Source organism: Pseudomonas sp. HY13-MNA-CIBAN-0226 (genome assembly GCF_040310305.1).
Classification (GTDB): domain Bacteria; phylum Pseudomonadota; class Gammaproteobacteria; order Pseudomonadales; family Pseudomonadaceae; genus Aquipseudomonas; species Aquipseudomonas gregormendelii.
The window spans coordinates 28,892-53,791 of sequence record NZ_JBEOPS010000007.1 but is presented as its reverse complement, the minus strand read 5'-3'; the positions used below and the strand labels follow the sequence as shown (position 1 = coordinate 53,791).

Genomic DNA, 24,900 nt, shown 5'->3' with positions numbered 1-24,900 from the left:
CTTGAAGCTATACGTCTTCAGGAGAGCCCGATGAACCTTGTTGAACTGACCGAACGCCTGCACGCCATCCGCGATCGCAATGACTGGCGACAATTTCACAGCCCCAAAAACCTGGCCATGGCTGCCAGCGTGGAAATGTCCGAGCTGGTGGAGATCTTCCAGTGGCTGACCGAAGACCAGTCGCGCCAGCTGCCGGCCGAGAAACTCGCCCATGCCGGTCAGGAAGTTGGCGACATTGTGCTTTATCTGCTGCTGTTGTGCAGCGAGTTGGGGTTGGACATGAATGAAGTGGTACGCAGCAAGCTGGCGGACAGCGAACGGCGGTTCAGCTGATGAGTGACCGTCATTTCGATCAGCTGGCGACGCGCTTCGCCGAAAAAATCTACGGTGGGGCCAAGGGCGCCATTCGTCTGGCCGTGCTCCAGGCCGACCTGGCCGAAACCCTGCCGGACCGGCCGTTGCGCGTTCTGGATATCGGCGCGGGCCTGGGCCACATGTCGTTATGGCTGGCCCAGCGCGGGCATGACGTCACGCTCGCCGAACCTGCCGAACCGATGCTTGAAGGTGCTCGCCAGCGCTTCGCCGAGGCCGGGCAACACGCGACTTTTATCCAGGCACCCTGGCAGGATCTGCTCGGCCAGCTTACCGAACCCTACGACCTGGTGCTGTGTCACGCAGTGCTGGAATGGTTGGCCGAGCCCCACGCGATATTGCCGGTCTTGCATCAACTGACCCGGCAGGACGGCTGGTTGTCCCTGGCGTTCTACAACCGCGATGCGCTGATCTACCGCAACCTGCTCAAAGGCCACTTTCGCAAGATGCGCAAAAACGACATGGCGGGGGAAAAACAGAGCCTGACGCCACAACAGCCCCTGGACCCGCGTGAACTTGCGGCGCAACTTGAGGGCCTGTGGCGGGTCGAAACCCAAAGCGGGGTACGGGTTTTCCACGACTACATGCCGGTGGAATTCCAGGCCCGCGCGGAACTGGTGGACCTGCTTGAAATGGAACTCGCGCACCGCCGTCACCCAAGCTTTGCCGGGCTTGGGCGCTACTTGCACTGGATCTGCCGGCCGATCTGATCGGAGCATGAAATGAAAAGTCGTTCGGGTTTACTGATCATCTGCCTGGGGTTGGCGGCCTGCCAGGGCAGCAACCCTTATGTCGCGACCTCCAGGCCGTTGCCGCCCGCGCCACCTCAAGCTGCCACTACCTTCGACCGCAGCGCCTATCCGGCACCTGCGCGCGACTACGGCCGGTATCGCAGTTGGGCCTGGTTGAACGGGCAATTGCCGCCGGGGACTGCCTGGGCGGATTCGGCGCAGGTGGCCGAAGCCGTCAGCAACGCCCTCGACCAGCGCGGCTTGCGACCCTTGCACGACAATCGCCCGGCCGACCTGTTCGTCAGCGCTGACCTGCGCCTGGAAACCCGCTTGCGTCAGGTGCGGGATGACTACTATGGCGGTGCCGGTTATTACGGCGGCGGTGGCGGTTATAACCGCTGCTGCGGCAGCGGCTATGGCATGTACAACACAGTGCCGATCGTGCGCACCTATCAGGAGCAGGTCGTGGTCGTGCGGGTCGACCTGTTCGATGCGCAAAGCGGCCAGCCGGTGTGGAGCGCCAGTGCCGAAACCAGCAACCAGGGCAAGCAGAGCGCCAGGGCCGATGCGATCAGGGAGGCTGTGGAAAAAGCCATGTCGGCGTATCCTCCCGGTTAACTAAAGTAGATAAGACGCATTACGCAGGTTCATGCCTCACTCGGAGAATCATCATGTTCCGCCGTCTCGCTTTACTGGTCGTGGTCGCGCTGCTCGGCGCCTGTGCCTCGGACCAGGTCAACCATGACTTTGATGCCAGTCGTGACTTCGCCGCTTACCGTAGCTGGAGCTGGAAAGAGCCGGCCCTGCAATACCGCCCCGATGACCCGCGAATCAAGAGCGATCTGACCGAGCAGCGCATCCGCCAGGCGGTAACCGAACAGCTCGACCAGCGCGGCCTGCGCCCGGCTGCCGCTGGCATCAAGGGTGACCTGAGCGTCCAGACCTACCTGATTGTCGAGCAGCGCCAGCAGCAGGTCACCACCAACTACGGCGGTGGTTGGGGCGGCCCATGGAATGGTTACTGGGGCGGGCCGATGTACAACGAAACCCGCAACATCACCTACAAGGTCGCGACGGTCCAGATCGACCTGCTCGATGGCAAGGACGGCAAGCTGGTTTGGCGCGGCAGCGACGAACAAATGCTCGCCCGCTCGCCGAACCCGGCTGATCGCAGCACCGCGATACGCGAGACGGTGGCGCGGATATTGGCAAATTACCCGCCTAGATAAAAACTTGATGCAGCACCGCAATCAACCGTAGGCGCTGTCGAGTGCAACGAGGCTGCGATCTTTTGATCTTGCTTTTGAACATTACACAGCCAAAAGATCGCAGCCTCGTTGCACTCGACAGTTCCTGCACACCGCTCATGTGCAGCTCTGAAAACCCTTGTCTACACTCTCCCATACCCATGGAGGTAACCCCTCGGCAGTACGCCGGCAAAGGAGTGCACAATGTCTCCCCGCTTGCAGTTTCACGGTCCCGCCCGGCAACGTGGCGCGATCGGTCTGGTAGCCGCGCTTACCCTCGGCCTGGCAATGATGTTCATGTTGCTGGTGCTCGACAGTGGCAGGCTCTACCTGGAGCAGCGCAAGCTGCAGCGAGTCGCCGATGTGGCGGCCCTTGAAGCCGTGACGCGCGACGGCGATTGCCTGGCCAATCTCACCGCGGCCAGGTACGCCACGGAAAGCGCCACCCGCAACGGCCTGACCGTCGCAGACGGCATTACCCTGACCACCACCTGCGGAGTCTTGCAGACCGGCGCCGACAAGCTGCGCAGCTTTACGCCGGATGCCAGTAAAAAAGCAGCCATCCGCGTGATCGCCACCCGAGTGGTCCCCACCAGCATCGCCGCCGGTGTCGGTGCACTGTTCAGTCCCGGCCCGGTCAGCCTCAATACCCGGCTCACCGCGACAGCAGTCGGTGCCCCGGCCGTGCTGCCGCCCCTGGCCATGTTGACGATCGGCAGCACAGCGCTGGTGGTCGACTCCAGCAAGTCGGCGGCCTTGAACCTGTTGTTGGGGAAAATGCTCGGCGGCAGCCTTAATCTGAGCGCGGTGGGCTGGCAAGGCCTGGTCGATACCAACATCAATCTGCTGAGCTACCTGAATCAACTGGCCCTGGACGTCAACGTCAGTGCCGGCAACTACACCGAATTGCTCAACAAGAAAATCAAGCTGACCCAGTTGCTGGACACCGCGATCACCGTGCTCCAGGCTGGCGGCACAACGGCTAGCGTGGCAGTCAGTGGCCTGACCGATCTCAAGGTGGTAGCCGGCAGCACCGAGCTTGCATTAGGGCAACTGCTGCAGTTGCAGACCGGCACGCCTTCGTCGGCGCTCAATACCAATCTGCAAGTGTTCCAGCTGGTGGAAGCCTTTGTGCAGCTGGCCAACAGCCAGAACGGCATCGTGGTCGACCTTCCACTGAATATTCCTGCATTGGTCAATGGCTCGGTGCGGGTCAAGGTGATCGAGCCGCCGCAGCTGTCGGCGGTGGGTAATCCGGCACTGGCCAAAGCCAACCCGATGGGGCCCGACCGTATTTTCGTGCGCACGGCGCAAGTGCGCACCGTGTTGTCGCTGAATCTACCGCCGTTGTTGACGGGAGTGGCCGGTCTGCCCGCTGCCATCTTGAATACGTCATTGATCTCAGGCGTGACCGACGCCCTGAACAACGTGTTGCACCTCAACCTCGGCGGAGCGCTCCAGTCAGTCTTCTGTGTTCTGGGCGGCACCTGCCAGCGTACGAACTTGCTCATCCTGCCCACCTCCAGAATTGATATCGCCCTGGAAGTCGGCAGTGCCAACAGCCGTGTGACCGACTACACATGCGCCAGTGATGCCACCAAAACGCTGACGACCCAGACCAATACGGCCCTGGTGAAACTGAAGGTCGGCAAAATCGACACGACCAACGCATTCTCGTCTTCGGCAGATGTAACGGTGCAGCCGTTGCCCTTGATCGACGTTGGCGCCATCACTTGCAAGATTCCCTTGCTGGGCTTGGGGCCAGAAACCTGCGATCTGTCGACACGCAAGCCGTTTTACGGCGGCGGCCTTGGGGTCAAGGTCGATTCGCCCGTCGCCAGCACCCAGAGCACGCACATTTACAACCAGCCTCCAGAGATCAAACAACCTCCGTTGTTTTACAGCCTGGGTACGCAGGGCATTGTCGACAGCTTGAAAACCACCCTGGCGGGTGTTCAGGTGCAGGCCTACAAACCTGTGGCTCCAAATGTACTGGGTGATTTACTGACCACTGTGAAGGGGGCGCTGGACGCAGTTAACAACACGCTGGGCGTGGTCATTGATGGCCTGCTCAGCAAAGTCCTCGACCCCATCCTCGACAACCTGCTCGCCGCCCTCGGCATCACCCTGAACAAAGTCGACGTCGGCGCCAACCTCAGTTGCAAACCCCCGGGTCGCGCCGGGCTGGTGATTTAAGACTGGGGCAATATCGGCAACTCGATGCAGAAGCGTGCGCCGTGTGCCGAATTGCTCACACTGAGCCGTCCGCCCATGTTCTCGACAATGCCGTAACTCACGGACAACCCAAGGCCAGTGCCGACACCCACTGGCTTGGTGGTGAAGAAGGGTTCGAAGATCCGCTCCATCAGCCGCGGATCGATACCGCCACCATTGTCCTCGACCCACAGGCGTACGTGTTGCGCATCGCGCTCGGCGTCCAGCGCGATCCACGGCTGGAACGGGTGATCATCCTCGCGCTTGGCCAGCAGGGCATCCCGGGCATTGACCATCAGGTTGATCAGCACCTGTTCCAGCTGATCGACATGACCGCGCACCTGCACCTCGAAGCCGGCCTCGCCTATTCGCAGCTCCAGCCCTTTGCCGCGCATGCCTTCGGCCAGCAACGCCAGGGTTCCTTCAATGGCATGTAACGGATTGAATGGTTGCTGCTCGATCTCGGAACGGCGACCGAACACGCGCATGTGGTCCACCACCCGCGCTGCGCGCTGGACCTGAGCGTCGATGCGCTTGAGCTTTTCGGTCAGGTAATCGACCTGCACATCGCCATTGCCCAGGCGCTTGAGCACATTGACGACGGCCATGCGCATCACATTCAGCGGCTGATTGATTTCATGGGCCAGGCCCGTGGCCATCTCGCCCAATGTGGCCATTTTTGCGCTCTGGGTGAGTTGCTGTTGGGCGCGCCGCACCTCGGTGTTGTCGCGGCCCACGGCCTGGATTTCAAGAAGGCGCCCCTGATCATCGAACACCCCGCGATCCGACCAGACCCACCATGCATGCTCGCGTCCCGGCAGTTGCAGATTGATTTCCGCGGTACTCACCGCAAACTCGGGGGTCAGTTGGCCCAGGCGCGATACAAACGCCTCGCGCTGTTCCGGCGACATCCAGCTGCCGAGGTTCACACCGGGTAACGCTTGCGGCTCGCATTCCAGATAGGCCGCCAGGGGACGATTGCCGAAGGTCAGCGTGAGGTCGGGCAGGTAACGGCAGATCATCGCCGGGGAGTCTTCCACCAGGAGGCGATAGCGTTCCTCGCTTTGTCGAACCTGCTCGGCAGCCTGGGTGGCTTCAGTGACATCCAGCCACAGGCCCACGGCCTCCACCGGCAGGCCGAGATCGTCGCGCAGCAGGCGGGCTTCATCGAGCAGCCAGTGGTAATCGCCAAGACTGTCGCGCATCCGGTAACGCGCCTGCACCGAACCCTGGCGCAGCAACTGTCGGGTGCGTTCAAAGTACTGGTCGCGGTCATCCGGGTGCACTCGCTCGACCAGCATCGCGGGGCTGCAGTCGGCGAGGGAGAAGCCCAGTAACGGCAGCAGGCTGTCACTGAAGAACGTCGGCAGCAGCGCGCCCTCGACGTAGCGCTGAACATAGATCACCGCCGGTGAACTGGCGATCAGGTTGTCCAGCCGCGCATGCGCCGTTGCCGCGTGCTGCTGCTGGTTTTTGATGTCGCTGATGTCGAGCATGAAACCGATGATTCGCCGCTGTGTCCCCGCGCCGATGGCCTGGCCTTGCAGGCGATACCAGGTCGGCGATTGCGCGGCATCGGCCTGCAGCACGCGGATGCACAGCAGCAGGGGTGCACTGTTGTCCTGCAGGTCGAGCAGGCGGGCATTGAGTTCTTCGCGATCGGCGGGGTGTACCCGTTCGAGCCAGTCGCGCACCGGTAAAAACCTCCGGTCCAGGCCCAGGTCGCTGGCAAGCGATGGGGCCAGTTGCAGCTCGTGGCGATCACCGAAAAGCTCCCACCAGCCGGTGCCCAGCAAGGTTTGCAGGGCTTCCAGGCGCTCCATGTGCAGATGGTGGCGCTGCTCGCGCAAACGCTCCAGCAGGGGCGCTGCCAGCGCGGCCATCAGCTGTAACCAGTCGCGATGGCTCAAGTCGGGCGCGCGCTGTTGCACGGGGTAAAAACCGCACAACAACCAGGCCGCGACACCCTGGGCGTCCTGGTACGGCACGACGAAGCCTTCGGCATGGCCGAAAATATCCTGCAGGCGCGGATGTTCGCCGCTGATCAACGGCTGGGGGGCGCCGCTGTTCAAGGTGTCGAGGCCAGTGCCCAGGCGTTGCCCCAGGTGCCATAACTGCGGCGCGTCGAAGGCCCTGGCATGCTGATGCACTTGCCAGCCCTGTGCCTGCTCGTCGAGCAGCGCCACGGCAATGCAAGGGATGTGCAAACGTTGGGCGAGAAGTTGCAGCTGGTCGGTCAGCACCTGGGGCAAGCGCGGCAGACTGCACAGGCGCAGTTGCTCGCTGATCTGGGTTGTGAGCAGCTGACACTGCTCGCGGCTGCGTGCCTGACGGCGTTCGAGCAACAGGTCACCGATGTCCAGCAGCTGCAATAACCAGCCATCGGCTTGAGGCTGCACCCAGCCGCGCAGGTGCACGGGCTGATCGCCCAGGCCTTGAAAGTCGAGGTCCAGGCTGTGCCCAAGCCAATCCCCAGGCGAACCTTCGATGGACAGGCAACTGTGGGGCATCAGGTAGTCGCGCAGTGGTACCGGCTGGGCGCTCACGGCCTGACGGGCGAGTGCGTGCCTGAGCGGTCCCGCCAGGTGCATCACTCGAGCCGCGGCATCCAGCTGGATGTGTAAACCGACTCCGGGCGCGCTCATGGCGTGCCCGGTGATGAGGGCTTTCGCCGGTTGCCGTTGCAGCAGACGCCCGAGCAACGTATCGCCGGAACTCAAAACTGCAGGCTCGATTGTGCGCTGAGCGTGGTCGGCAGGCTGGGTACCGGGCCGATCCCGGGCAGCACCAGCGAAGGCAGCACGCTGTTCAATTTGCTGCTGGGATAGTCGATGCGCACCGTCAGCACTCCGCCGGCGTACTCCGCCTTCGCATGGGAGGCGACACTGAAATTCAAGGCCGGCGGGATCCATGACAGGCGTTGAGTCAGGACGCTGGTCGCCAGTGTCTCGACGGTCTGCTTGTAGTTGGCGGTGGTCGGGTCCACGGCCACGCTGCGCCGTACCGCTTCGGCGGTCGACTCGTTGAACGATTGCATCAGCAATAACGGCAGGCTGTAACTGAGCAGGCCATACAGCACCGCGAAAAAGATCACGAACACCAGCGCGAACTCAATCGCCACGGCACCTTTTTGTTTACGGGGAAGGGCGGTTTTCATGTGTGCGTCTACCCTGACAATCACGACGTAATATCAGCATAGAATCATTCAGCCAAAACGGACGGCTTTTACCTCATGCAGAGTTTTTTCCTGATCATCTGGCTGATGGTGTGCGCCGCGCAGGACGCTCGAGAGCGACACATTGCCAATGTCCTGACCCTCGGCGCTGGCGCGTTGGCACTGGTCTGGTTGCTGTGGACCGGCAGCACCTGGCTGGGCGCCGAGGCCATTCAGGGCGGCCTGGCGTTCCTGCTGGCGCTGGCCTTCACGCTGCCGGGCTACTGGATGGGTCGTATGGGCGCCGGTGATGTGAAATTAGTGACAGCTTTGGCGCTTGCGACGGACGGTATGCACGTTCTCGGCACGATCATCGGCGCAGGAGTGGTCAGCGTTTTGTGGTTGTTGATTTCGCCAAAACTCTGGCTATATATGAGTCAATCACTTAGGGAACAATTGCGCTATATGGGCCCGCAAATGTCAAAAAAACAACCATTTGCACCGTTCGTACTGGCGGGCGCCGTGCTGACCATGGCCTGGCTCCGCTAGTCGCTTGTCGTGTGTACAGAGTCGAAAATTACGTCTACTTTCAAGTCAGTCGTAGTTGTACAGCCCGTGGCTGTCAGTACAGGAATAGCCAGATTTTGGCGTTGGCATGGAGTAGCACGTGAACAAGCTCACCTCGGCAGTAAAAGTCCTTGTGGTTGATGATCAGCCGTTGATCGTGGAAGAACTTGGCGAGTTTCTCGAGAGCAGTGGTTATCAGTGCGTACCCTGTGGCTCCAGTCAGGAAGCGATCGAGCGTTTTTCCGATGACGCCGATGTCGGCCTGGTGCTGTGTGACCTGCACATGCCCGGCATGGATGGCATTCAGCTGGTTCAGGAGTTGCAACGCCTGTCCGGCAAGCATCGGGTGTTCGAGGCCATCATGTTGACGGGGCGCGCGGACAAGCAGGACGTGATCAAGGCATTACGCGCAGGCTTTGCCGACTACTATCAGAAACCCATCGACCTGGATGAATTGCTGGACGGTTTGCAACGCCAGGAAGTGGCGTTGCAGGAGCGGCAAAAGAGTCTGCAGCTGGGGCATTTGAATCAGAAGCTGCAGTACCTTTCCGAGTCCATCGATGATCTGTATCAGGACCTGGACAAGGTACGACGCGATCCGTCAGCCCGTGGCGGGGCAGAGGCCTCGGACGATGCTTTCATTGATCCGGACCGGCTGCAGATACCGTCGATTTTCAATCAGCTGTCCCCTCGGCAACTGGACGTGGCACGGCTGGTGGGCAAGGGGCAGACCAACTATCAGATTGCCTGTGAGTTGGGGATTACCGAAAACACCGTGAAGCTGTATGTGTCGCAGGTTTTGCGTCTGACCCACATGCACAATCGCACGCAATTGGCACTGGCGTTGTCGCCCAATAACTCAGGTTTGCGCCAAAGAGTCACAGCCCACTGAGTGGCAAAAATCCACCGTAGGAGCTGCCGAAGGCTGCGATCTTTTGATCTTTAAAAAGACAAAAGATCGTCCGAACGCGGCCCGAGCCTTCGGCAGCGCCTACGCGGATGTGCATAAGGTATCCGAAGGCCTCTCAATTCCCCTCCAGCGACCCGCCCGTATCCTGCTCATAAAACTCCGGTATCGGGTACTCAAAACTTTTCAGGAACCGCGTCATGGCCCGTTCCCGCTCGGCCGCCGTGGCCGTTTGCGGGATGTTGGACGCCACCTGGTTTCGGCTCTGCAAAACCAGCCAGCCTTCGGTTTCCTGCTGTTGTGGTGAAGAGGGGCCGGCGTCGAGGGCCAGGGCTGGCAGGCTCAGCAGGGGCAGGCAGCACAGGATGGTCAGTTTCATGGTGTTCTCCTCTACTTCAGCGCGTCAGTGACAACCGCCACCTGGCCGCTGGTGGACGGCCGTGGCGGGGCGGGTGCCTTGAGTGATTCGGCGCGGGCCTTGGCGTCGCCGAATTGTTCCGGGCTCAAGCCGGCACGGCTGACGAGTTCACCAGCCTGTTGCCAGTTGTCCTGATAGATCAACAATGCCACCAGGTTCACCGCCGCCAGTTGATCGCTCTGCTTGAGCTCGATGGCGGTCAGGAACTCGAAGCGTGCGTCGTCCAGGCGCAGCTGGTTCATGTAGACCACGCCCAGGTCATTGCGGATTCTTTCGTCAGTCGGCGCCAGCCGTGCGGCCCGTTGCAGATGCGCCTGGGCCTGGCCGTTGTCACCCCGACCTGCGGCGAGTTGGCCGAGACCGTGTTCGGCTTCGGCGGCGCGGCAGCTGCCCAGCAGGCTACGGTACAAGGGTTCGGCATCGCTGCGTCCCAGCAGGCGATACACCCGGGCCTTGCGCAGGCGTACATCCGCCAGGTTGTCCGGCAGGCTCTGCAGGTTGGCGAGGCTGGCGTGCAGCTTGCCGTCCTTGGCCATGTCATCGGCCAGGTTCAGCGCCAGCTCCTGATCGGCGCTGGGTTTGGCGCAACTGGCGGAGGTCGTCAGGTTGGACCAGGGCGCTTGGCCGTTGGTGGCACATCCGCTCAGCATCAGCAGACTCATCACGGCTATCAGTGCTTTCATAAGTAACCTCTTCAAGAGCCCAAATCAGGACGAGAACGCTCGGCCAATCGCGGTAAACCCCGGCCCGGCCAACACGATCAACAGCGCTGGAAACAGAAACAGCATCATCACCACCGACATCTTCGCCGACATCTTCGAGATGTATTCCTGCAGGTTGGTCAGGCGCCGGTCGTCGAGCAGCTGCTTGAGCGCCAGCAGAGACTTCATCGCACCGCCGCCCTGCTGGATCAGTTGCTGCAGGATCACGCAGGTGTCGGTGAACTCGTCGATAGCCAGCACGTTGGCCGCCTTGTTCAGCTCCTGTCCCAGCTCCAGGCCGGAGTCGACCCGGGCCAGAATAAGACTCAGCTCCTGGGTGGTCTGCGGCAACAGCCGCTGGGCTTCGACGCTCAAAACGCGCAGGGCCTGCTCAACGGCCATCCCCGACTCGAACAGAATGCGCAGCAAGGGAATGAGCGTGGAGATTTCCACAGCGATCTGTTTTTGCCGGCGCTTGGCCGCGTAGGCCAGCAGGCGCTTGGGCAGCAGGTAGCCAATGGCCAAGGCAAAGAATGGCGCGATCCAGTGGTTGCTGGCCTGTGGATAGAACAGCGTTTGCAGCCCTATCACCAGGCCCATCACCACGAACGGCGTGCCTATTTGCAGCGCGGCAAACATCGAGCGCTGGCGGGCGCGGCGCCATCCCACGCGGTTGAGCAGCACCTGGGTTTCGTTGTCGAGACTGACGCTGCGTTGTCCCACCTTGCTGTCGCCCACGGCGCGCAGCCAGGTGCCCAGGCGGTTGTCCCGCACCATCTGCCCCTGCAGGCGCTGGCTGACCTGGCGTTCGCGGCGGTGGCGCTCGAACAGGCTGGCGAACATCAACATCACAGCGCCCAGCAGCAGCAACGAGCTGACAAGCATTGCTATGGCCATCTCACACGCTCCGCAACATGCGCCACAGCGCCAGGCAACCGGTGACTTGCAGGCACACGGCGATGATCAGCATCTGCCGTCCACCTTCGTCGTTCCACATCCCCAGCATGTAGCCGGGATTGCTCATCATGAAATAGCTCACCAGGATCAACGGCAGCGAACCCAGGACCCAGGCGGTCATGCGGGTTTCACCCGTAAGTGCACGCAACTGGCGAGCCCCCTGGTCGCGCTCGCGAATCAGTTTGATCAGGTTCTCCAGCAGCTCGCTGGCGTTGCCGCCATAACGGTGATTGACCTTCAGGCCCAGGGCGAACATGCGCAGTTCGTCCTGCTCATACAGTTCGGCAAAGTCATTCACGGCGTCGGGCAGGTTTACGCCCAACTGCACGTTGCGTTGAACCCTGCCCATGGCGGTTTTCAATGGATCCTCGCTGGCGTCGATCGAGCCCATCACTGCGTCCGCCAGGGTACGACCGGACTTCAGACTGCGTACCGTGTGGTCCAGCATCTGGGGTAACTGCTCGACGATCCGGTGGATCCGCCGGCGATAGCGCCAGGACACATACACCCGTAGCGCCAACGGTGGCACCACCAGCAACAGCAGGAAACCGGCCCAGCTCGCGACGGCAGAACCCATCAGCATCGACACCACCCACAGCGCCAGCCAGATACCCAGGCGGTCGGTGGGGAGCCCCAGGCCTGCGCGCAGGAATGCCCGCTCCAGGCCCGTCCAGCGAGTTTTTTCCGGTAGCCGTTCCGGCTGCCCCTGGCCGAGGCGTTCCAGGACCCTTTCGCTGCCGGATTTGCGCACGCCCTGGTAGAACAGGCGCACGGAAAAGGTCAGCAGCAACAGGCATACCAGGCACAGCAACAGAGGACCGATCATGTGCGCCTCGCGGTCACTGAAGGTCGCCGAACGACTCGCGGCGCAGCTTGTCGCCGGCGGGGTTGACCGCCTCGCGCAGAAAGCCGAAACCGGTGCGTCGATCGAGCCGGAACAGGGTATTGGTGACATACACGTCGTCGCGGATACCCACCACTTCCACGACTTCGCTGACGCAGCGGCGTCCGTCGGGCATGCGCGTCAACTGGATCACCACATCCAGCGCGGCGCAGATCATCTGCCGCAAGGTACGCTCGGCGATGCTGCGGCCGGTCAGGCCCACCAGGGTCTCCAGGCGCAGCAACGCATCCTGCGCGTTGTTGGCGTGCACGGTGCTCATCGAGCCGTCGTGACCGGTGTTCATGGCGGTGAGTACGTCGACCACTTCGACGCCACGGATCTCGCCGAGGATGATCCGGTCGGGACGCATCCGCAGGGCGTTGCGGATCAGGTCGCTGGCCTTCACTTCGCCGTGGCCTTCGGCATTCGGCGGGCGGGTTTCCAGGCGCACCACGTGGGGGTGGCCCAGTTGCAGTTCGGCGACGTCTTCGATAGTCACCAGGCGTTCGTGAGGGTTGATCAACTGGCTGAGGATATTCAGCAAGGTGGTCTTGCCCGTGCCGGTGCCGCCGCTGATCAGGATATTACAGCGCTTGCCGACAGCCTCCTGGATGAAATCAAAGATCGCCTGGTCGATGGTTTGCATCGCCATCAAGTCCGAACTCTTGAGCATGTCCTTGCGAAATTTACGGATCGACAGGCACGGGCCATCGAGGGCGATTGGCGGGATGATCGCGTTGACGCGGCTGCCATCGGGCAGGCGCGCATCGACCATTGGCGAGGACTCGTCGAGCCTTCGCCCGAGGGGCGCGAGGATGCGCTGCATCACGCGTTCGACGTGGTGAGCATCGATGAAGCGCAAGTCGCTCTGATGCAGCACGCCATCGCGTTCGATAAATACCCGGTGCGGGCCGTTGACCAGGATCTCGGTCACCGCCGGGTCGCGCAGCAGCACTTCGAGGGGACCGAAGCCGGTGAGTTCGTCGACAATCTCTTCGGCCAGGCGCTCCATTTCATAGCGGGAGATTGCCAGGTGGAGGCGGGCGATGTACTCGGCGATCTTGTCGATGACAAACTGCGCCAGCACCTGCCGGGTACCCTCCAGCAGGTTTTTTCCGGACTCTTCGATGGCATCGATGATGTAGCGGTGCAACACCAGTTTGAGGCCTTCATGGTCGGTGTTGCCGACGGCGCCACGGGTTGGCGCGCCGAACAGCTTTTCACTGTTCATTGCGCACCCCTCAGGCGGTCGAACCATCCCGCCTTGCGCTTGATGATGCCTTCGGAGCGTTTCGCCAGGCGTTCGCCGAGGGTGCGCAGGCCCTGGGTCAGGGTTTCTCGCGGGGCCAGTTCGAACAGCGACACGCCCTGGTTCTTGGCGTTGAGTCGCACCTGCGGGCTGTTGGCGAGCGTCGCGATGACCTCCATGCCGAAGCTTTTACCCAGGGTCTCGGCGTCTGGGCTAACGTCGCGCAGGTAGCGGTCCACCAGCAGCCGGGAGTGTTCAAGCTTCATGCCTTTTTCGCGCCAGAAATTGAGGATCGCCAGGTTGCGCCGGCAATCGAGCACGTTCTGGTCGGTGTACCACAGCAACTTGTCGCAGTGGCTGACAAAGGTTCGCAGCGCCTCGCTGTCCTGCTGCCCGGTGAGGTTCACCACAATGTGCTGGAAGTGATGACGCAGCGCGCTGAGCAGCATGTACAGCTCGGCCGCACTGGTGTGTTCCAGCGGTTCATCGGTACTGGCATAGGCGAGGATCCGCAAGCCGCCCTCGCAGCGACTGAACGCGCTGTCGATCAACGTGGCGTCCAGGCGTCGCAAGTGCCGCAGGGCATCGCCGAAGTGAAACGAGCTCTCCAGGCCCAGCAAGGCCAGGCTGTCACCCCGTGGTAATCCGAGGTCCAGCAACAGGGTTTGTTGCCCGCTCTTCTGCACCACTTGCGCGAGATGGGTGGACAGCAAGGCGCCATCGGCATTGCTCTGCACGCTGTACAGCACCGTCAGGCCGCCCAGGTGATTACTGGGCGTGACAGGCGGCAGGCGCTTGCTCAGGCGCCGCACCAGGCCTGCGACCTCACTGGAGCGCGAGCCGTACGCGACGAAATCCCGGGCCCCTGCGCGCATGGCGTTAAGCACCAATTGATTGTCCATGCCATCGCCCAGCGCGACGATTGCCAGCATCGGCTTGGCTTCAAGGGCCCCTTCGATCAGCGCGCTCTGGGCCACCACGTGGTCGCGGTCCAGGCCGATGAACACCAGGCTGGCGAACGTCACATCCACCAGTGCCAGCAGTTCGTCAAGGCTGCCGCCACCGACGCTGACCACCTGGCCCAAGGGTGCCAGGGCGCCCTGCAGCCACTCCAGGTCAGTGTCGTTGCGCGTAATCGCGAGAAAGGTCTGGCTCAGGCTCTGGCTCATTGCGATAACCCGCTGCGTTTATCGAAGTTGCCGTTTTCAAGGAAGTACATGCGGTAGAAATTCGGATCGTAGTTGCGCAACTTTTCACCGGGCAGCGAGGGCAGTTGCGCGTTCGCCGCCAGTGGCTGCACCAGGTGCGGGGTGACAATCATCAGCAGCTCGCGTTCTTCGCGATTGATGTTCTGGTCGCGGAAAAACGCACCCAGGATCGGGATGTCGCCAAGCCCCGGAAACTTGTTCACCTGGGAGCTGTTGCGGGTGCTGATCAGGCCGCTGATGACAAAACTTTCGCCATCGGCCAAAGAAATGCTGGTGTCGGTGCGGCGTACCGTCAGCGCCGGGACCACGGTGCCAGCGATGTTGACGCCGTTGCTGTAGTCCAGCTCGCTGACTTCCGGCGCAACTTTCAGGGCGATGCGATTGCTGCCGATGATGGTCGGGGTCAGCGTCAGGCGGATGCCGAATTCCTTGTACTCGATCGAGACGTTGTCACTGCCGGAGCTGGGCACCGGGATGGGGATTTCGCCGCCGGCCAGGAAACTCGCGCTTTGCCCGCTCAGCGCCACCAGGCTGGGACGTGCCAGGGTGTAGGCGAAACCGCTGCCTTCCAGGGCGTTGATCATCACCATGGTCTTGCCGCCAATCCAGGAAATATTGAACTGATCGTTATTCACCGGCAGTCGCGGCTGCACCACGCCGTCGATGGTCGGCAGGGTGCGGGGCGCGCCGAACAGGAAGTTGCCACGGGTACCGAAAACCGAGGTCGAGGCTTCCTTCAATTTGGATCGGCTGACTTCGACGAAGCGGATGTCGGTCTGCACCTGGGAGGGCAGCAGCGGTTCCTCGGAAGGCAGGGCGACGCCGGTCAGCGCGGCGGTGGCCTTGCCCTGGACGAACACCATGGTCTGGCGCGGTGTGGTCGAGCAGGCCGTCCAGACCATCAGGCTGGTCGCGCCGGGTGCCATCCCGGTGAGCAGGAAGCCGCTGGCGCCGGTGGTGCGCACGTCGGCGATCTTCGGGTCGCCGACGGCCAGGCGAGTGATCGCAACCGCAGATTGCAGCTCCTGCTGCAGGCCTTCGCCGACTTCCAGCACGCTGGGCAACGGGCTCAAGGCCGTGCAATTGCTGGAGGCGGCAAGGCTGGTGTCAGCTGCGGCCAACACCAGGCAAGCGAACAGCGGGCAAAGTATCGGCATGGAACGACTGGGCATAGAACTGCATCCTTGCTCGATCAGGGAGTTTGTTGGGTGATCTGGTTACCACGAATGACTTCCACCCCAGGCCGTGCGACGGCCGTGCGCACAGGGCTGCTGACGGGTGTTTTCGGCGCGCCGCCCAGGGCCAGTTGGGTGAACTGGATCAGGCCTCTGTTGGCAGCATCAAGATTGCCGGGCGTGTCGCTTTCGCCAGCCCAGTAACGGGCCAGGCGCTGCTCCTCGGCGCTGCGCACCGCCAGGCGTAAAGTGCCTGCCTGGGTCGCCAGCATCAGGCGGCTGAGCAATGGTTCCGGCACGGCCAGCAGTACGGTGCGAGCGGCGATGCGGCGCTGATCCTGCTTGATCTTTTCTTCAGCGTTCAGGGGCGGGGTGGCAGGCTTGCCGTCGTTGGTCAGGCCGAGCTGGTCGCCGACCCCGAGCACACGCATGGCCGGGATGACGATCTGTGCCGACTGTTGCGGGTTGCTCTCGTCCTGGCGCAAGTACAGCAGCACGTCGACATAGTCCCCCGGCGCCAATTGCCCTGCGGCACCAATCACTTCATCGACGGCGACCGCGAGTGCGCGCTCGTCACTGCGAATCATGCGTGCCACGGCACCACCGCTTTCAAAGCTGTCCTCACTCAGCCAGGTGCCGGCGGTGAGTGTGCGCCACGGCGTACGCCCGAGCGCCTGGTCGATGTTGCCCAGGCTGCCGGCCGGCGCGCTGCGCAGTTTTTCCACGGCGAGGTCGGCGGCGGTCAATGGCGTGAATGGGGCCACATCGCGTACCACTACGACCACCGACTGGCGGGTCTGGTCTTCGGCAGTGGCGACGGTTTTTTCGATGGCGGCAACGGCGGTGGGAGTCTCGACCGGTTGGGCAGCAGGCGCGCGACTGAGCATCAAACCCCAGTAGCCGGCGACCACTGCGCCCACTAGCAACATCCCTGCAAGACCCATGGTGACGCGACTGTTCATGACGGGCTCTCCTTTTCCTGCTGCAAGACTTGGCCCATATCCAGACGGGGTAATTCGTGCTTAAGCAGCTATGAACATTCAACGATTTCGCTATTTGACGGTAGCGCAGGTAAAGCGAAATGCCATTAACCACAATGAAAATAGCTGTCAAAAGTTGAAGAAGTGGCCGAGATGGCAGGTTTTTTTTGGGTGCATGAGAAAGTGCTAATACTTAGTAATTAAACCGTTCTTACAGTTGCTGGGGGCCGGTTTGTTGACAATGCTTTGGTGGCACGGAGCAATCATGTCTCGGTCCGTGATACCGGTGCCCAGGGGCCCAAGGAGTTGTCAGATGTTTCTTAAACTGTATGTGAAAATTCGCGTGTTTTTTGAAAGTACTGAAGGCGCTTCGGCGATCGAGTATGCGATTGTGGCGGCGATGGTAGCGGTTGTTGTTGTGGTGTTTATTACCCCCATTGGAGATCGGGTCAGCGAAATTTTCAACGCAATCAACGAAGGAATCGGAGGCAAGCCTGTAACACCAAGCAGTTAAGATAATCAGCCGTACTTCTGATCGTCGGCTAATGTGGTTAAACCTAGGATTGCCGTAGCGGAAACGCCACATGACATTATCTTCACCCCCACGCCCGCAGTTGCTCTTGGTCGACGACGAAGAAGACGCGCTGCTGGAGCTTGCCGAACTGCTGGAGGGCGAGGGCTTTTGTTGCTTCACGGCAACGTCGGTCAAACTCGCCCTGCATCACCTAACCCGCCATCCCGATATCGCTTTGGTGATCACCGATCTGCGAATGCCGGAGGAGAGCGGCATGTCGCTGATCAAGCGGTTGCGCGAGCACACTTCACGTCAGCATCTCCCCGTGATCGTCACGTCCGGGCATGCGGACATGGAGGACGTCAGCGACATGCTGCGCCTGCAAGTGCTCGACCTGTTTCGCAAGCCGATCTATCACGTGCGATTGCTGGAAACGCTGAACAACCTGTTCCCGCAGCCCCTGGCCCAAGTGACCTCCGGCTGAACAAACCCGGTCCTACCGATTCATGCCGCCAGCACCCGATCCCGTAGGAGCTGCCGCAGGCTCGGGCCGCGATCGGACGATCTTTTGATCTTGATCTGCAGATGATCTTGATTCCTGCAGATCGCCAAGATCAAAAGATCGTCCGATCGCGGCCCGAGCCTTCGGCAGCTCCTACCGGGGGATCGTTCGGCTTCTACGCCGGCGTGTCGATTTGATCCAGTACGCGGTTCGCTGTGATCTCCGCCAGCATGATCGTGTTCGAAATACCCAGCAGCGCATTGCGCGACTCGCCGTCCAGGTGATCCACCAGGTGATGGACCATCACATCAACCGAGGCCAGGGTCTCGACCAGATACGTCATCAGGGTTTCAGTCGAGGCGCCAGGGTCCACGCTGAACAGGCTACAGGGCGTGCGTGGGGCGGATTTGATGTCGGCGATGGAGGGGGAGTCGAGGGTGCTTTCGGATTCGGCGGGGGTGTTTGATTCGGGGGGATTGGGGCTGTGTTTGATCATTGTGAAACTCCAAGTGATATTTGGAGCTGCCATCGATCGCCGCGACGCAATCGAAGGTGGCAGCTGTGCGCAGGTTCGCGGACCGAGGCACTTGGAAACCCGGCATACCCGAAGGTATCCCACGCACAGCCACCATAAGACCCACGACAAATACCGAAGTATCGTCGATGGGGCGGGTGATTATGCACCAAGTAAGCTGATTCGGGCCGCGACGCCCGGTTGCTGAGATTCAGCGACGACAAATCATATCTGCTGGACTTCCGAAACAACAACCGACACAACCTGTAGGAATTTTCCCCAGCCCACTCTGGGTATGCAGGACGTGCACTTATTTCCTCAGCGCCACCCCGGTCAACTGTAGGAGCGAGCTTGCTCGCGATGGTCGTGAACGATAACGCTGGCAGCCTGACATGCCCGCGGCGTTCCCGGGCTCATCGCGAGCGAGCTCGCTCCTACAGTGGGTTCGTATAGGCCACCGTCCTTCTGGCAATCGTTAACCGTCGCCATCACCAGCAAACCGGTCCATGACTCAAAGCTGGTAACTGAAACTGATGCTGTACCGCGGCTTGCGGTTGAAGGTATCCAGTGCTTGCTCGGACATCGGCTTGGCGGCTTCCAGGGCGATGTTGTAGTACTTGGCATCGCCAAACCGCAACCCGATGGCGCCCGAGGACAGATTATTGCCCTGCACCGGCAGCTTGTTAAACCAGGTCTTGGAGCGATCCAGGACGACGTAGGGCTGCAGGATTTTTACCCAGCTCCAGTCGCGGTTGAAGCTGTAGTTGACCTCGTACGCGATGCCCCAACCCTTGTCGCCCGACGCCTGATCGTCGGGGTAGCCGCGGCCGAAATTCTGCCCGCCGAATACCGCGCGTTCGCTGTCGGGCAGGGTGTCTTCACTCCAGTAGAGCGCGGCCGAAAGCACCCCCTGCCAGTTGTCGAAAAACCGGTCGCTCTGCACGCCGGATAGACGCAGGCGGAAGAAGTCCAGGTCGAGGTCGGTGTTGTTGGTATCGGCCCCCATGCCATCGATGCCCTGATAAACCCCGCCACTGAGGATCCGCAATTGTTTGGCATCGGCCTTGCGCCAGTCACCTTCAAAAGCGAGGGCGCGCACGTCGCTGTTGATGTCGACGCTCAATGGAAAGCCGACCACCTTGTAGCGGGTCTTGTCATTGACCGCGTACACCCTTGAGCTGACGCTGAGTTGTTCGTTGGGTGACGCGATGAGTGGGTGGCTCAAGCCGATGGAGTAACGGTCATTCTCCCGGTGTGGCTCGAGCTCCAGGCCATTATCGGTCAGCAAGTTGGCGCCAGGGTCGGCGCGGTAGCGTGAGGCGGAGAGCGCCAGCTGCGTGCCCTCGGCATTCAGAAACTGGTTGTAGTCCAGGCGGTAGTACTGCTCGTGATCTTCCCCTGGTGGAAACAGGCCGCTGAGGCTCAGTTGCTCGCCCATGGAAGTCTGGGAGTTGCTGCTGAGGCCGAGCAGGGCCTGGGTGCCGTTGCGGCTGCTTTCTGTGGCGCTCAGGGTGCTGGTGAAGGGTTTGCGACTCGCCTGGGCGACCAGGTAGGCCGCACCGTCGGTGGTGCCCGGTGGCGGCACCTGCGCCTGCAGGGTCACCCCGGGAATTCGACTCATGAGCGTGGTGTAGCGCTCGAAGGTCTTGCGCGTCAGCGGGCGTTCGGCCTGCAGCTTGGCCACCAGCTTGTCGAGCAGGCCCTTGACCCGCCCGACGTCGCCCTGCAACTGGTAATCCTTGATATAGCCTTCCACCAACACCACCCGCGCCACGCCATTGTCGAACGTCTGTTGCGGCAGGAAGGCATAGGACAGCAGGTAACCGTCCTGCTGGTAGCGGCGGGTAATGCTGCGGGTTGCTTCGATCAGGTCGGCGAGGCTGGTTTCCTGGCCGATCAGGGGTTGGTAAAGCGTGGCCAGTTCGCTGAGGGGGTAGACGGTTCCGCCTTCGATCTGCACGGTTCTGAGCTTGATTCGGGTGTTCATCATCAGCGGCTGGGCCTGGGTGGCGCCGGGTTCCGGCACCGAGAGCGGCGCAGTGCTGGGGCGGTAAGCATCGGCGGGCAGGTTGGGTACCGGCAGGTTGCGCGTGGTTTCGTTGCTGTTGAGGAAGCTGGGAAGGGTGTCGGCGAGGGCGCAGGTACTGACGGTCAGAGCTAGCAAGGAAGCCAAAAGGCGCATAGGACACTCCATGTTCAAGTTACAACTTCGCCTGGATCATCATGTTCAAAAGAAAAAGCGGAAGACTCTTTCGAATCTTCCGCCTTCAACCAAGCGTAGGCGCTGTAGATAAGGCCGTCGAATCGGCCAGGTGCAAAAACTAACGGTTCTTGCCACTCAGCTTGCCGGTGAGGCCGCCCAGCAAGCCACCCAGCCCCCCGGTGGCGCCGCCCTCGCCAGGCGCTCCGTTCACCAGGCCGCCTACGGCACCGACGGTGCTGCCCACCGTGGTGACTGTGTTACCGACCGCCGCCACGACCGGGTTTGGCGTGCTGGTGGCGATCGCTGTACCCAGATTACTGACCGCACCACCCACCTGATTGGTCAGGCCGTTGACGGGTGCCCCAAGGCCTGTCGCTGCGCCGACGTTCTGGGTCAGGCCCGTGACGGCGGTAGTGACCGGATTCAGGCCAGCGCCCACCGCGGTGCCAAGGTTCGCCAAGGGCGCGGTAGCTGCCGTATTGGCGACGCCGGAGCCGCCCAGTACGGTGTTAACCGACGCAACCAGATTGCCCGCTGCCCCGGCCGTTACACCGCCTGCACTGACCACGCCACTGGTGCTGCCAGCGTTAAGCCCGCTGCCGACATTGACCACCGCGCCGCCGACGGTCTGCAGCAGACCTGTGCCGCCCAAGGCGCCACCCAGACCTCCACCCAGGCCGCCACCCGCGCCTGAACCACTGCCATTGGACACCAGCCCGCCAGCTTTGCCGACCGCCGTGCCGGTGTTGCTCAGTGCGCCGCCGACGGTGTTGGTCAGGGCATTGCCCTTACCGGCCAGGGTAACTTTGTCGCCAACGCCATTCACGGTGCTGCCGACTTTGTTCACGAGGCCCTTGAGTGGGTCACCGAGCCCGGTGGCGTCGCCAATCTTGTCAGTGGTGGTCTCGACCATGGCAATCACCGGCACGAGTTTGCTGCCGACTTCCTTGGTCACTGTCCCCAAGGGGCCGGTAGTGGTGGCAGTGCTCAGGGTATCGCCGAGCATGGTGACTTTTTCGCCAACGCCGTCCAGCACGGGGGCGACTTTGGTGACGACCCCGCCCACCACAGGAATGCTGCTGGTGGCCGTGGCGAGTTTGCCGCTGACGTCTGAGACGCCATTGCCGACATCCTGCACCACGCCGCCCACCGATGCCGCCGTGACGCCCAGCCCATTGGGATCGGTGTCCAGCTTGCCGATGCCGTTGGCGACGCCATTACCCAGGGTGCTGACGACATTGCCGGTGGTGTTGACTGCACTTTGCACCACACCGCCGACCACGGGCACGGTGCCCAGGCTGTCGCCGACCTGGCCGACGCCATCGCCTACGCCACTGGCGGTTTTGCCGACGTCCTGGACCAGGGTGGTGGTCACCAGCGGAGTGACGCCCGGGTTGGTTGGATTGGTGGGGTCGGTCGGATCTGTGGGGTTGGTCGGGTTGGTCGGGTCAATGGTGCCGCCGCCAGTGCCACCGTTACCGCCTGTGCCACCCGTGCCACCCGTGCCCGCAGTATTGTCGCCACCGGTGCCGCCAGTTCCACCCGTTCCGCCAGTGCCTGCGGTGCCGTCACCTGCGCCACCGGTGCCACCTGCGCCTGTTCCGCCCGAGTCTCCGGAACCGCCCGTTCCCGCGTCGGCAGTGCTGTCGGGGGATGAGCTGTCGGAGCTGCTGTGATGACCGCCGCCGCCACTGCTGCAGCCGGTCAGGCCGAGGGACAGGGCGAGCGCCATGGCGATTGCTGATTTGCACCAAACTTGGGTTTTCATGAGAGGTATTCCTTGCACCTGTTACAACGTTCGCTGTCTTCGATGGCTTGCTGGTTTCTGTTGCCAGCAATGCCTTCGTCCGTTGTAGACATAACAGTCGCAAGAGGGCGCCAATACCATTCTCCAGTTGGTATTAACGCCTTGTGTAAGGGGGGCTGACAGGTGAAAAGTTATCTGCAGAATCAACGGCTTAGTATGGCTTTGAATGATTCATAAACTTTGGATATATATACAATTTGAATCACTGTGCGAGAGCAAAGCTTGCCCCGGCCGGCGTTCCGACTATGGCGAGCTCCAAGGCGCTCAAGCAATCGGCGCCCAATGCCCCACCATATGCTCCAGGTCACCCGCCCCCAGCAGTTGAAAGTCCCCGCTCGATCCTGCCGCACTGGCCATCAACGTCACCTCACTGGGCAATCGCACCGGCTTCAGGAATTGCACGGCAATGTCCACATTGGCCGTGGGCAAATGATCGGCGAGCGCCGCCAGGGTCCTGGCCTTGTTCCACAACCCATGGGCGATCGCAGTGGGGAAGCCGAACAGCTTGGCGCTCACGGCACTCAGGTGGATCGGGTTGTAGTCCCCGGAGACCTTGGCGTACTGCCGGCCAATGTCCGCCTGGGCTTGCCACTGCGCAACCTGGGTCATCGGCAACATCGGCGCGAGCACTTCCTCCGCCGCTTCGCCCTGCAGCTTGACGCCGCGACACAGCATCCGGCTTTCGGCCTCCCATAGCGCGCCGAGTTGATCGTCCAGGGTCGTTATCAGGTCGAAGGTTGCACCTTTGGCGTGGGGCTGCAGGTTCTGCACCCGCACGCTGACCCGCACCCGGCCCACGCCGCCCATCGGGCGCAGGACGCGAATGCGATTACTCAAATGGATGAGACCGAGCAACGGAAAAGGAAACTCCCTGGCCGTCAGCAGTTGCATCTGCAAGGCAAACGCGAGTACGTGGGGATAGGTGGGTGGAAGCAAGGCATTGTCGGCAAAGCCGCAGACTTTGCGGTAGGCCACAAGGCGCCCGGAATCGACATCGACCCCGGTACGCAGCCCGGAATCAGGCAGGGTAGTGCCCGTGATTTTGCGGCGAGTGGCGGCCTTGACGTACAGGTCGGCCAGGCTCGGCTCGCGATCGAGGGTGTGCCAGTCGGTCGTCATGTCTAGGCCCCCAAAACGCTTTGTCCGCAGACCCGCAAGGCCTGTCCGGTGAAGGCGCCCGTGCCGGGCTGGGCCAGCCAGGCGACGGCTTCGGCGACGTCTTGCGGCAAACCACCCTGGCCCAGGGAACTCATGCGGCGGCCGGCTTCGCGCAGGGCGAAGGGGATGTGTGCGGTCATCTGGGTTTCGATGAACCCGGGGGCCACGGCGTTGATGCTGATGCCGCGCTCCTTGAGCAACGGCGCCCAGGCTTCTGCCAGGCCGATCAGCCCGGCCTTGCTGGCGGCGTAATTGGTCTGCCCGCGGTTGCCGGCGATGCCGCTGATGGAGGCCAGCAGGATCACCCGGGCATTGTCGCGCAGGGTGCCCTGGTCCAGCAGGGCCTTGGTCAGCACTTGCGGTGCATTGAGGTTGACCGCCAGCACGGCATCCCAGAACTCCGGCGTCATGTTGGCCAGGGTTTTATCCCGGGTGATGCCCGCGTTGTGCACCACGATGTCGATGCCATCGGGCAGGTGGTCGATCAGTTGTGCGGCGGCGTCCTCGGCGCAAATGTCGAGGGTGACGCTGCGCCCGCCGAGGCGTGCGGCGAGGGCTTCGAGGTCGGACTTGGCCTGAGGCACGTCCAGCAGCACCACCTCAGCGCCGTCACGGGCCAGGGTTTCGGCGATGGAGGCGCCGATGCCCCGCGCCGCGCCGGTGACCAGCGCCTTGCGCCCGGCCAGCGGGCGGGTCCAGTCGGTCACCGGGGTGTCGCAGGCGGTCAGGCGGATGACCTGGCCGGAGACGAACGCGCTTTTTGGCGAGAGGAAAAACCGCAGCGGACCTTCCAGCTGATCCTCGGCACCTTCACCGACATAGATTAATTGCAGGGTGCCGCCGCTGCGCAGTTCCTTGGCCAGGGACCGGCTGAACCCCTCCAGGGCCCGCTGGGCGCTGGCGGCAAAGGGGTCGTTCAAGCCTTGTGGCGAGCGACCGAGGATCACCAGGTGCGCGCTGTGATGGAGGTTTTTCATCAGTGGCTGGAAAAACTCGCGCAAGTGTTTGAGTTGATCGGTGTGCACCAGGTCGCTGGCATCGAACACCACGGCCTTGAGTTTCGGACCGTGCCCCGGAATCCACGGGGTAGCCACTGAAGGCTCGGTGCCGTAACCGTAGATCGCGTCGGTGAGACGGTTGGCGAAAGCACTGACTTTCTCCGCCAGCGGGCCGCCGCCAATCAGCAGCGCGCCCTCGACCGGACGCAGCCTGCCAGCTTGCCAGCGCTCCAGGCGAACCGGCGACGGCAGGCCCATGGCACCGACCAGGCGATGGCCGATGGATGAATTGGCGAAGTCGATATAGCGGTCAGACATGGAACGCACTCCGGTAGCTGGGGTTCAAAGTGTGGACCATGAATGGCGATCAGTCGTTCGATCCACGAGATAAGGCCTACGCTTGACCCTGCAGGACCCAGCAAGCTGGCTCCTGCAGGGTGT

General features: G+C 62.1%; 24 protein-coding genes. 9 read left to right on the top strand and 15 right to left on the bottom strand.

Annotated elements, in window-relative coordinates; genetic code table 11:
* Nucleotides 1-30 precede the first annotated feature (30 nt).
* The 5 genes from AAEZ05_RS09420 (at nt 31) to AAEZ05_RS09400 (ending at nt 4,546) form a co-directional block, all read left to right on the top strand.
* A complete protein-coding gene (locus AAEZ05_RS09420) occupies nt 31-333 on the top strand; it encodes a MazG-like family protein (protein WP_045060320.1) in 303 nt (100 codons plus the stop codon).
* Nucleotides 333-1,082: a methyltransferase gene (locus tag AAEZ05_RS09415; protein WP_045060319.1), complete on the top strand. Its 750-nt coding sequence runs from the start codon at nt 333-335 to the stop codon at nt 1,080-1,082. The genes AAEZ05_RS09420 and AAEZ05_RS09415 overlap by 1 nt, the downstream gene beginning before the upstream one ends.
* Nucleotides 1,083-1,094: 12 nt before the next feature.
* Nucleotides 1,095-1,721, top strand: coding sequence for a DUF4136 domain-containing protein (locus AAEZ05_RS09410; RefSeq protein WP_122841627.1), 627 nt, complete (start codon nt 1,095-1,097; stop codon nt 1,719-1,721).
* A 53-nt stretch (nt 1,722-1,774) separates the two neighbouring features.
* Complete coding sequence (locus tag AAEZ05_RS09405; RefSeq protein ID WP_350600544.1) at nt 1,775-2,332, top strand: DUF4136 domain-containing protein; 558 nt, start codon at nt 1,775-1,777, stop codon at nt 2,330-2,332.
* Between the two features lie 222 nt (nt 2,333-2,554).
* On the top strand, nt 2,555-4,546 hold the full coding sequence (locus AAEZ05_RS09400) for a pilus assembly protein TadG-related protein (protein ID WP_350600542.1): 1,992 nt from the start codon (nt 2,555-2,557) through the stop codon (nt 4,544-4,546).
* Here AAEZ05_RS09400 and AAEZ05_RS09395 read toward each other — a convergent pair.
* Nucleotides 4,543-7,284, bottom strand: a complete 2,742-nt coding sequence (locus AAEZ05_RS09395) for an ATP-binding protein (RefSeq protein WP_350647021.1) — start codon at nt 7,282-7,284, stop codon at nt 4,543-4,545. The two genes, AAEZ05_RS09400 and AAEZ05_RS09395, sit on opposite strands and share 4 nt — an antisense overlap.
* The gene (locus AAEZ05_RS09390) at nt 7,281-7,721 is read right to left on the bottom strand and encodes a TadE/TadG family type IV pilus assembly protein (RefSeq protein ID WP_350647019.1); all 441 of its coding nucleotides are present in this window, start codon (nt 7,719-7,721) and stop codon (nt 7,281-7,283) included. The genes AAEZ05_RS09395 and AAEZ05_RS09390 overlap by 4 nt, the downstream gene beginning before the upstream one ends.
* Before the next feature lie 75 nt (nt 7,722-7,796).
* Here AAEZ05_RS09390 and AAEZ05_RS09385 point away from each other — a divergent pair, with 75 nt between their 5' ends.
* Nucleotides 7,797-8,267: a prepilin peptidase gene (locus tag AAEZ05_RS09385; protein ID WP_350600539.1), complete on the top strand. Its 471-nt coding sequence runs from the start codon at nt 7,797-7,799 to the stop codon at nt 8,265-8,267.
* Nucleotides 8,268-8,385: 118 nt separating this feature from the next.
* Nucleotides 8,386-9,177 carry a response regulator transcription factor gene (locus tag AAEZ05_RS09380; protein WP_350600538.1) on the top strand — a complete coding sequence of 264 codons (792 nt, stop codon included), beginning with the start codon at nt 8,386-8,388 and terminating at the stop codon, nt 9,175-9,177.
* Between the two features lie 133 nt (nt 9,178-9,310).
* Here the strand turns inward: AAEZ05_RS09380 and AAEZ05_RS09375 are convergent, their stop codons facing one another.
* From AAEZ05_RS09375 to cpaB, 8 genes are read right to left on the bottom strand one after another with little or no spacing between them, the layout of a single operon-like run.
* Nucleotides 9,311-9,571 (bottom strand): DUF3613 domain-containing protein, encoded by a 261-nt coding sequence (locus tag AAEZ05_RS09375; protein WP_350600536.1) that lies wholly within the window; start codon nt 9,569-9,571, stop codon nt 9,311-9,313.
* An 11-nt stretch (nt 9,572-9,582) separates the two neighbouring features.
* Nucleotides 9,583-10,293: a tetratricopeptide repeat protein gene (locus AAEZ05_RS09370; protein ID WP_045060310.1), complete on the bottom strand. Its 711-nt coding sequence runs from the start codon at nt 10,291-10,293 to the stop codon at nt 9,583-9,585.
* A gap of 24 nt (nt 10,294-10,317) precedes the next feature.
* Nucleotides 10,318-11,208 carry a type II secretion system F family protein gene (locus tag AAEZ05_RS09365; protein ID WP_045060309.1) on the bottom strand — a complete coding sequence of 297 codons (891 nt, stop codon included), beginning with the start codon at nt 11,206-11,208 and terminating at the stop codon, nt 10,318-10,320.
* A gap of 1 nt (nt 11,209) precedes the next feature.
* Nucleotides 11,210-12,094 (bottom strand): type II secretion system F family protein, encoded by an 885-nt coding sequence (locus AAEZ05_RS09360; RefSeq protein WP_350647017.1) that lies wholly within the window; start codon nt 12,092-12,094, stop codon nt 11,210-11,212.
* A 13-nt stretch (nt 12,095-12,107) separates the two neighbouring features.
* Complete coding sequence (locus AAEZ05_RS09355) at nt 12,108-13,382, bottom strand: TadA family conjugal transfer-associated ATPase (protein ID WP_045060307.1); 1,275 nt, start codon at nt 13,380-13,382, stop codon at nt 12,108-12,110.
* Nucleotides 13,379-14,569, bottom strand: a complete 1,191-nt coding sequence (locus AAEZ05_RS09350) for a CpaE/TadZ family protein (protein ID WP_350647015.1) — start codon at nt 14,567-14,569, stop codon at nt 13,379-13,381. Before AAEZ05_RS09350 ends, AAEZ05_RS09355 begins: the two co-directional genes overlap by 4 nt.
* Nucleotides 14,566-15,765 carry a type II and III secretion system protein family protein gene (locus AAEZ05_RS09345; protein ID WP_350647259.1) on the bottom strand — a complete coding sequence of 400 codons (1,200 nt, stop codon included), beginning with the start codon at nt 15,763-15,765 and terminating at the stop codon, nt 14,566-14,568. The genes AAEZ05_RS09350 and AAEZ05_RS09345 overlap by 4 nt, the downstream gene beginning before the upstream one ends.
* 35 nt (nt 15,766-15,800) lie before the next feature.
* Nucleotides 15,801-16,745 carry a Flp pilus assembly protein CpaB gene (gene cpaB / locus AAEZ05_RS09340; RefSeq protein WP_350647013.1) on the bottom strand — a complete coding sequence of 315 codons (945 nt, stop codon included), beginning with the start codon at nt 16,743-16,745 and terminating at the stop codon, nt 15,801-15,803.
* 331 nt (nt 16,746-17,076) lie between these two features.
* Here cpaB and AAEZ05_RS09335 point away from each other — a divergent pair, with 331 nt between their 5' ends.
* Nucleotides 17,077-17,277, top strand: coding sequence for a Flp family type IVb pilin (locus tag AAEZ05_RS09335; protein ID WP_350647011.1), 201 nt, complete (start codon nt 17,077-17,079; stop codon nt 17,275-17,277).
* A 70-nt stretch (nt 17,278-17,347) separates the two neighbouring features.
* Entirely contained in the window at nt 17,348-17,761 is a 414-nt protein-coding gene (locus AAEZ05_RS09330; protein WP_350647009.1) for a response regulator, read from the top strand.
* A gap of 193 nt (nt 17,762-17,954) precedes the next feature.
* On the opposite strand, the gene AAEZ05_RS09325 is transcribed toward AAEZ05_RS09330, so the two are convergent.
* The 5 genes from AAEZ05_RS09325 to AAEZ05_RS09305 all read right to left on the bottom strand — a co-directional run bounded on the left by AAEZ05_RS09325 (nt 17,955) and on the right by AAEZ05_RS09305 (nt 24,777).
* Nucleotides 17,955-18,275, bottom strand: coding sequence for a DUF6124 family protein (locus AAEZ05_RS09325; protein ID WP_350647007.1), 321 nt, complete (start codon nt 18,273-18,275; stop codon nt 17,955-17,957).
* Nucleotides 18,276-18,804: 529 nt separating this feature from the next.
* Nucleotides 18,805-20,475 carry a ShlB/FhaC/HecB family hemolysin secretion/activation protein gene (locus tag AAEZ05_RS09320; protein ID WP_205891959.1) on the bottom strand — a complete coding sequence of 557 codons (1,671 nt, stop codon included), beginning with the start codon at nt 20,473-20,475 and terminating at the stop codon, nt 18,805-18,807.
* Between the two features lie 139 nt (nt 20,476-20,614).
* Entirely contained in the window at nt 20,615-22,264 is a 1,650-nt protein-coding gene (locus tag AAEZ05_RS09315; protein WP_350647004.1) for a collagen-like triple helix repeat-containing protein, read from the bottom strand.
* Between the two features lie 303 nt (nt 22,265-22,567).
* Nucleotides 22,568-23,422: a MaoC family dehydratase gene (locus tag AAEZ05_RS09310; RefSeq protein ID WP_350647002.1), complete on the bottom strand. Its 855-nt coding sequence runs from the start codon at nt 23,420-23,422 to the stop codon at nt 22,568-22,570.
* A 2-nt stretch (nt 23,423-23,424) separates the two neighbouring features.
* The gene (locus tag AAEZ05_RS09305) at nt 23,425-24,777 is read right to left on the bottom strand and encodes a 3-oxoacyl-ACP reductase (RefSeq protein WP_350647000.1); all 1,353 of its coding nucleotides are present in this window, start codon (nt 24,775-24,777) and stop codon (nt 23,425-23,427) included.
* Nucleotides 24,778-24,900: the final 123 nt, after the last annotated feature.

Excerpts from the sequence above, each read along its gene's own strand:
- AAEZ05_RS09420 (WP_045060320.1), top strand. The coding sequence starts at position 31 with ATGAACCTTGTTGAACTGACCGAACGCCTGCACGCCATCCGCGATCGC.
- AAEZ05_RS09415 (WP_045060319.1), top strand. The coding sequence starts at position 333 with ATGAGTGACCGTCATTTCGATCAGCTGGCGACGCGCTTCGCCGAAAAA.
- AAEZ05_RS09410 (WP_122841627.1), top strand. The coding sequence starts at position 1,095 with ATGAAAAGTCGTTCGGGTTTACTGATCATCTGCCTGGGGTTGGCGGCC.
- AAEZ05_RS09405 (WP_350600544.1), top strand. The coding sequence starts at position 1,775 with ATGTTCCGCCGTCTCGCTTTACTGGTCGTGGTCGCGCTGCTCGGCGCC.
- AAEZ05_RS09400 (WP_350600542.1), top strand. The coding sequence starts at position 2,555 with ATGTCTCCCCGCTTGCAGTTTCACGGTCCCGCCCGGCAACGTGGCGCG.
- AAEZ05_RS09390 (WP_350647019.1), bottom strand. The coding sequence starts at position 7,721 with ATGAAAACCGCCCTTCCCCGTAAACAAAAAGGTGCCGTGGCGATTGAG.
- AAEZ05_RS09385 (WP_350600539.1), top strand. The coding sequence starts at position 7,797 with ATGCAGAGTTTTTTCCTGATCATCTGGCTGATGGTGTGCGCCGCGCAG.
- AAEZ05_RS09375 (WP_350600536.1), bottom strand. The coding sequence starts at position 9,571 with ATGAAACTGACCATCCTGTGCTGCCTGCCCCTGCTGAGCCTGCCAGCC.
- AAEZ05_RS09370 (WP_045060310.1), bottom strand. The coding sequence starts at position 10,293 with ATGAAAGCACTGATAGCCGTGATGAGTCTGCTGATGCTGAGCGGATGT.
- AAEZ05_RS09365 (WP_045060309.1), bottom strand. The coding sequence starts at position 11,208 with ATGGCCATAGCAATGCTTGTCAGCTCGTTGCTGCTGCTGGGCGCTGTG.
- AAEZ05_RS09360 (WP_350647017.1), bottom strand. The coding sequence starts at position 12,094 with ATGATCGGTCCTCTGTTGCTGTGCCTGGTATGCCTGTTGCTGCTGACC.
- AAEZ05_RS09355 (WP_045060307.1), bottom strand. The coding sequence starts at position 13,382 with ATGAACAGTGAAAAGCTGTTCGGCGCGCCAACCCGTGGCGCCGTCGGC.
- AAEZ05_RS09350 (WP_350647015.1), bottom strand. The coding sequence starts at position 14,569 with ATGAGCCAGAGCCTGAGCCAGACCTTTCTCGCGATTACGCGCAACGAC.
- AAEZ05_RS09345 (WP_350647259.1), bottom strand. The coding sequence starts at position 15,765 with ATGCCGATACTTTGCCCGCTGTTCGCTTGCCTGGTGTTGGCCGCAGCT.
- cpaB (WP_350647013.1), bottom strand. The coding sequence starts at position 16,745 with ATGAACAGTCGCGTCACCATGGGTCTTGCAGGGATGTTGCTAGTGGGC.
- AAEZ05_RS09335 (WP_350647011.1), top strand. The coding sequence starts at position 17,077 with ATGTTTCTTAAACTGTATGTGAAAATTCGCGTGTTTTTTGAAAGTACT.
- AAEZ05_RS09330 (WP_350647009.1), top strand. The coding sequence starts at position 17,348 with ATGACATTATCTTCACCCCCACGCCCGCAGTTGCTCTTGGTCGACGAC.
- AAEZ05_RS09325 (WP_350647007.1), bottom strand. The coding sequence starts at position 18,275 with ATGATCAAACACAGCCCCAATCCCCCCGAATCAAACACCCCCGCCGAA.
- AAEZ05_RS09320 (WP_205891959.1), bottom strand. The coding sequence starts at position 20,475 with ATGCGCCTTTTGGCTTCCTTGCTAGCTCTGACCGTCAGTACCTGCGCC.
- AAEZ05_RS09315 (WP_350647004.1), bottom strand. The coding sequence starts at position 22,264 with ATGAAAACCCAAGTTTGGTGCAAATCAGCAATCGCCATGGCGCTCGCC.
- AAEZ05_RS09310 (WP_350647002.1), bottom strand. The coding sequence starts at position 23,422 with ATGACGACCGACTGGCACACCCTCGATCGCGAGCCGAGCCTGGCCGAC.
- AAEZ05_RS09305 (WP_350647000.1), bottom strand. The coding sequence starts at position 24,777 with ATGTCTGACCGCTATATCGACTTCGCCAATTCATCCATCGGCCATCGC.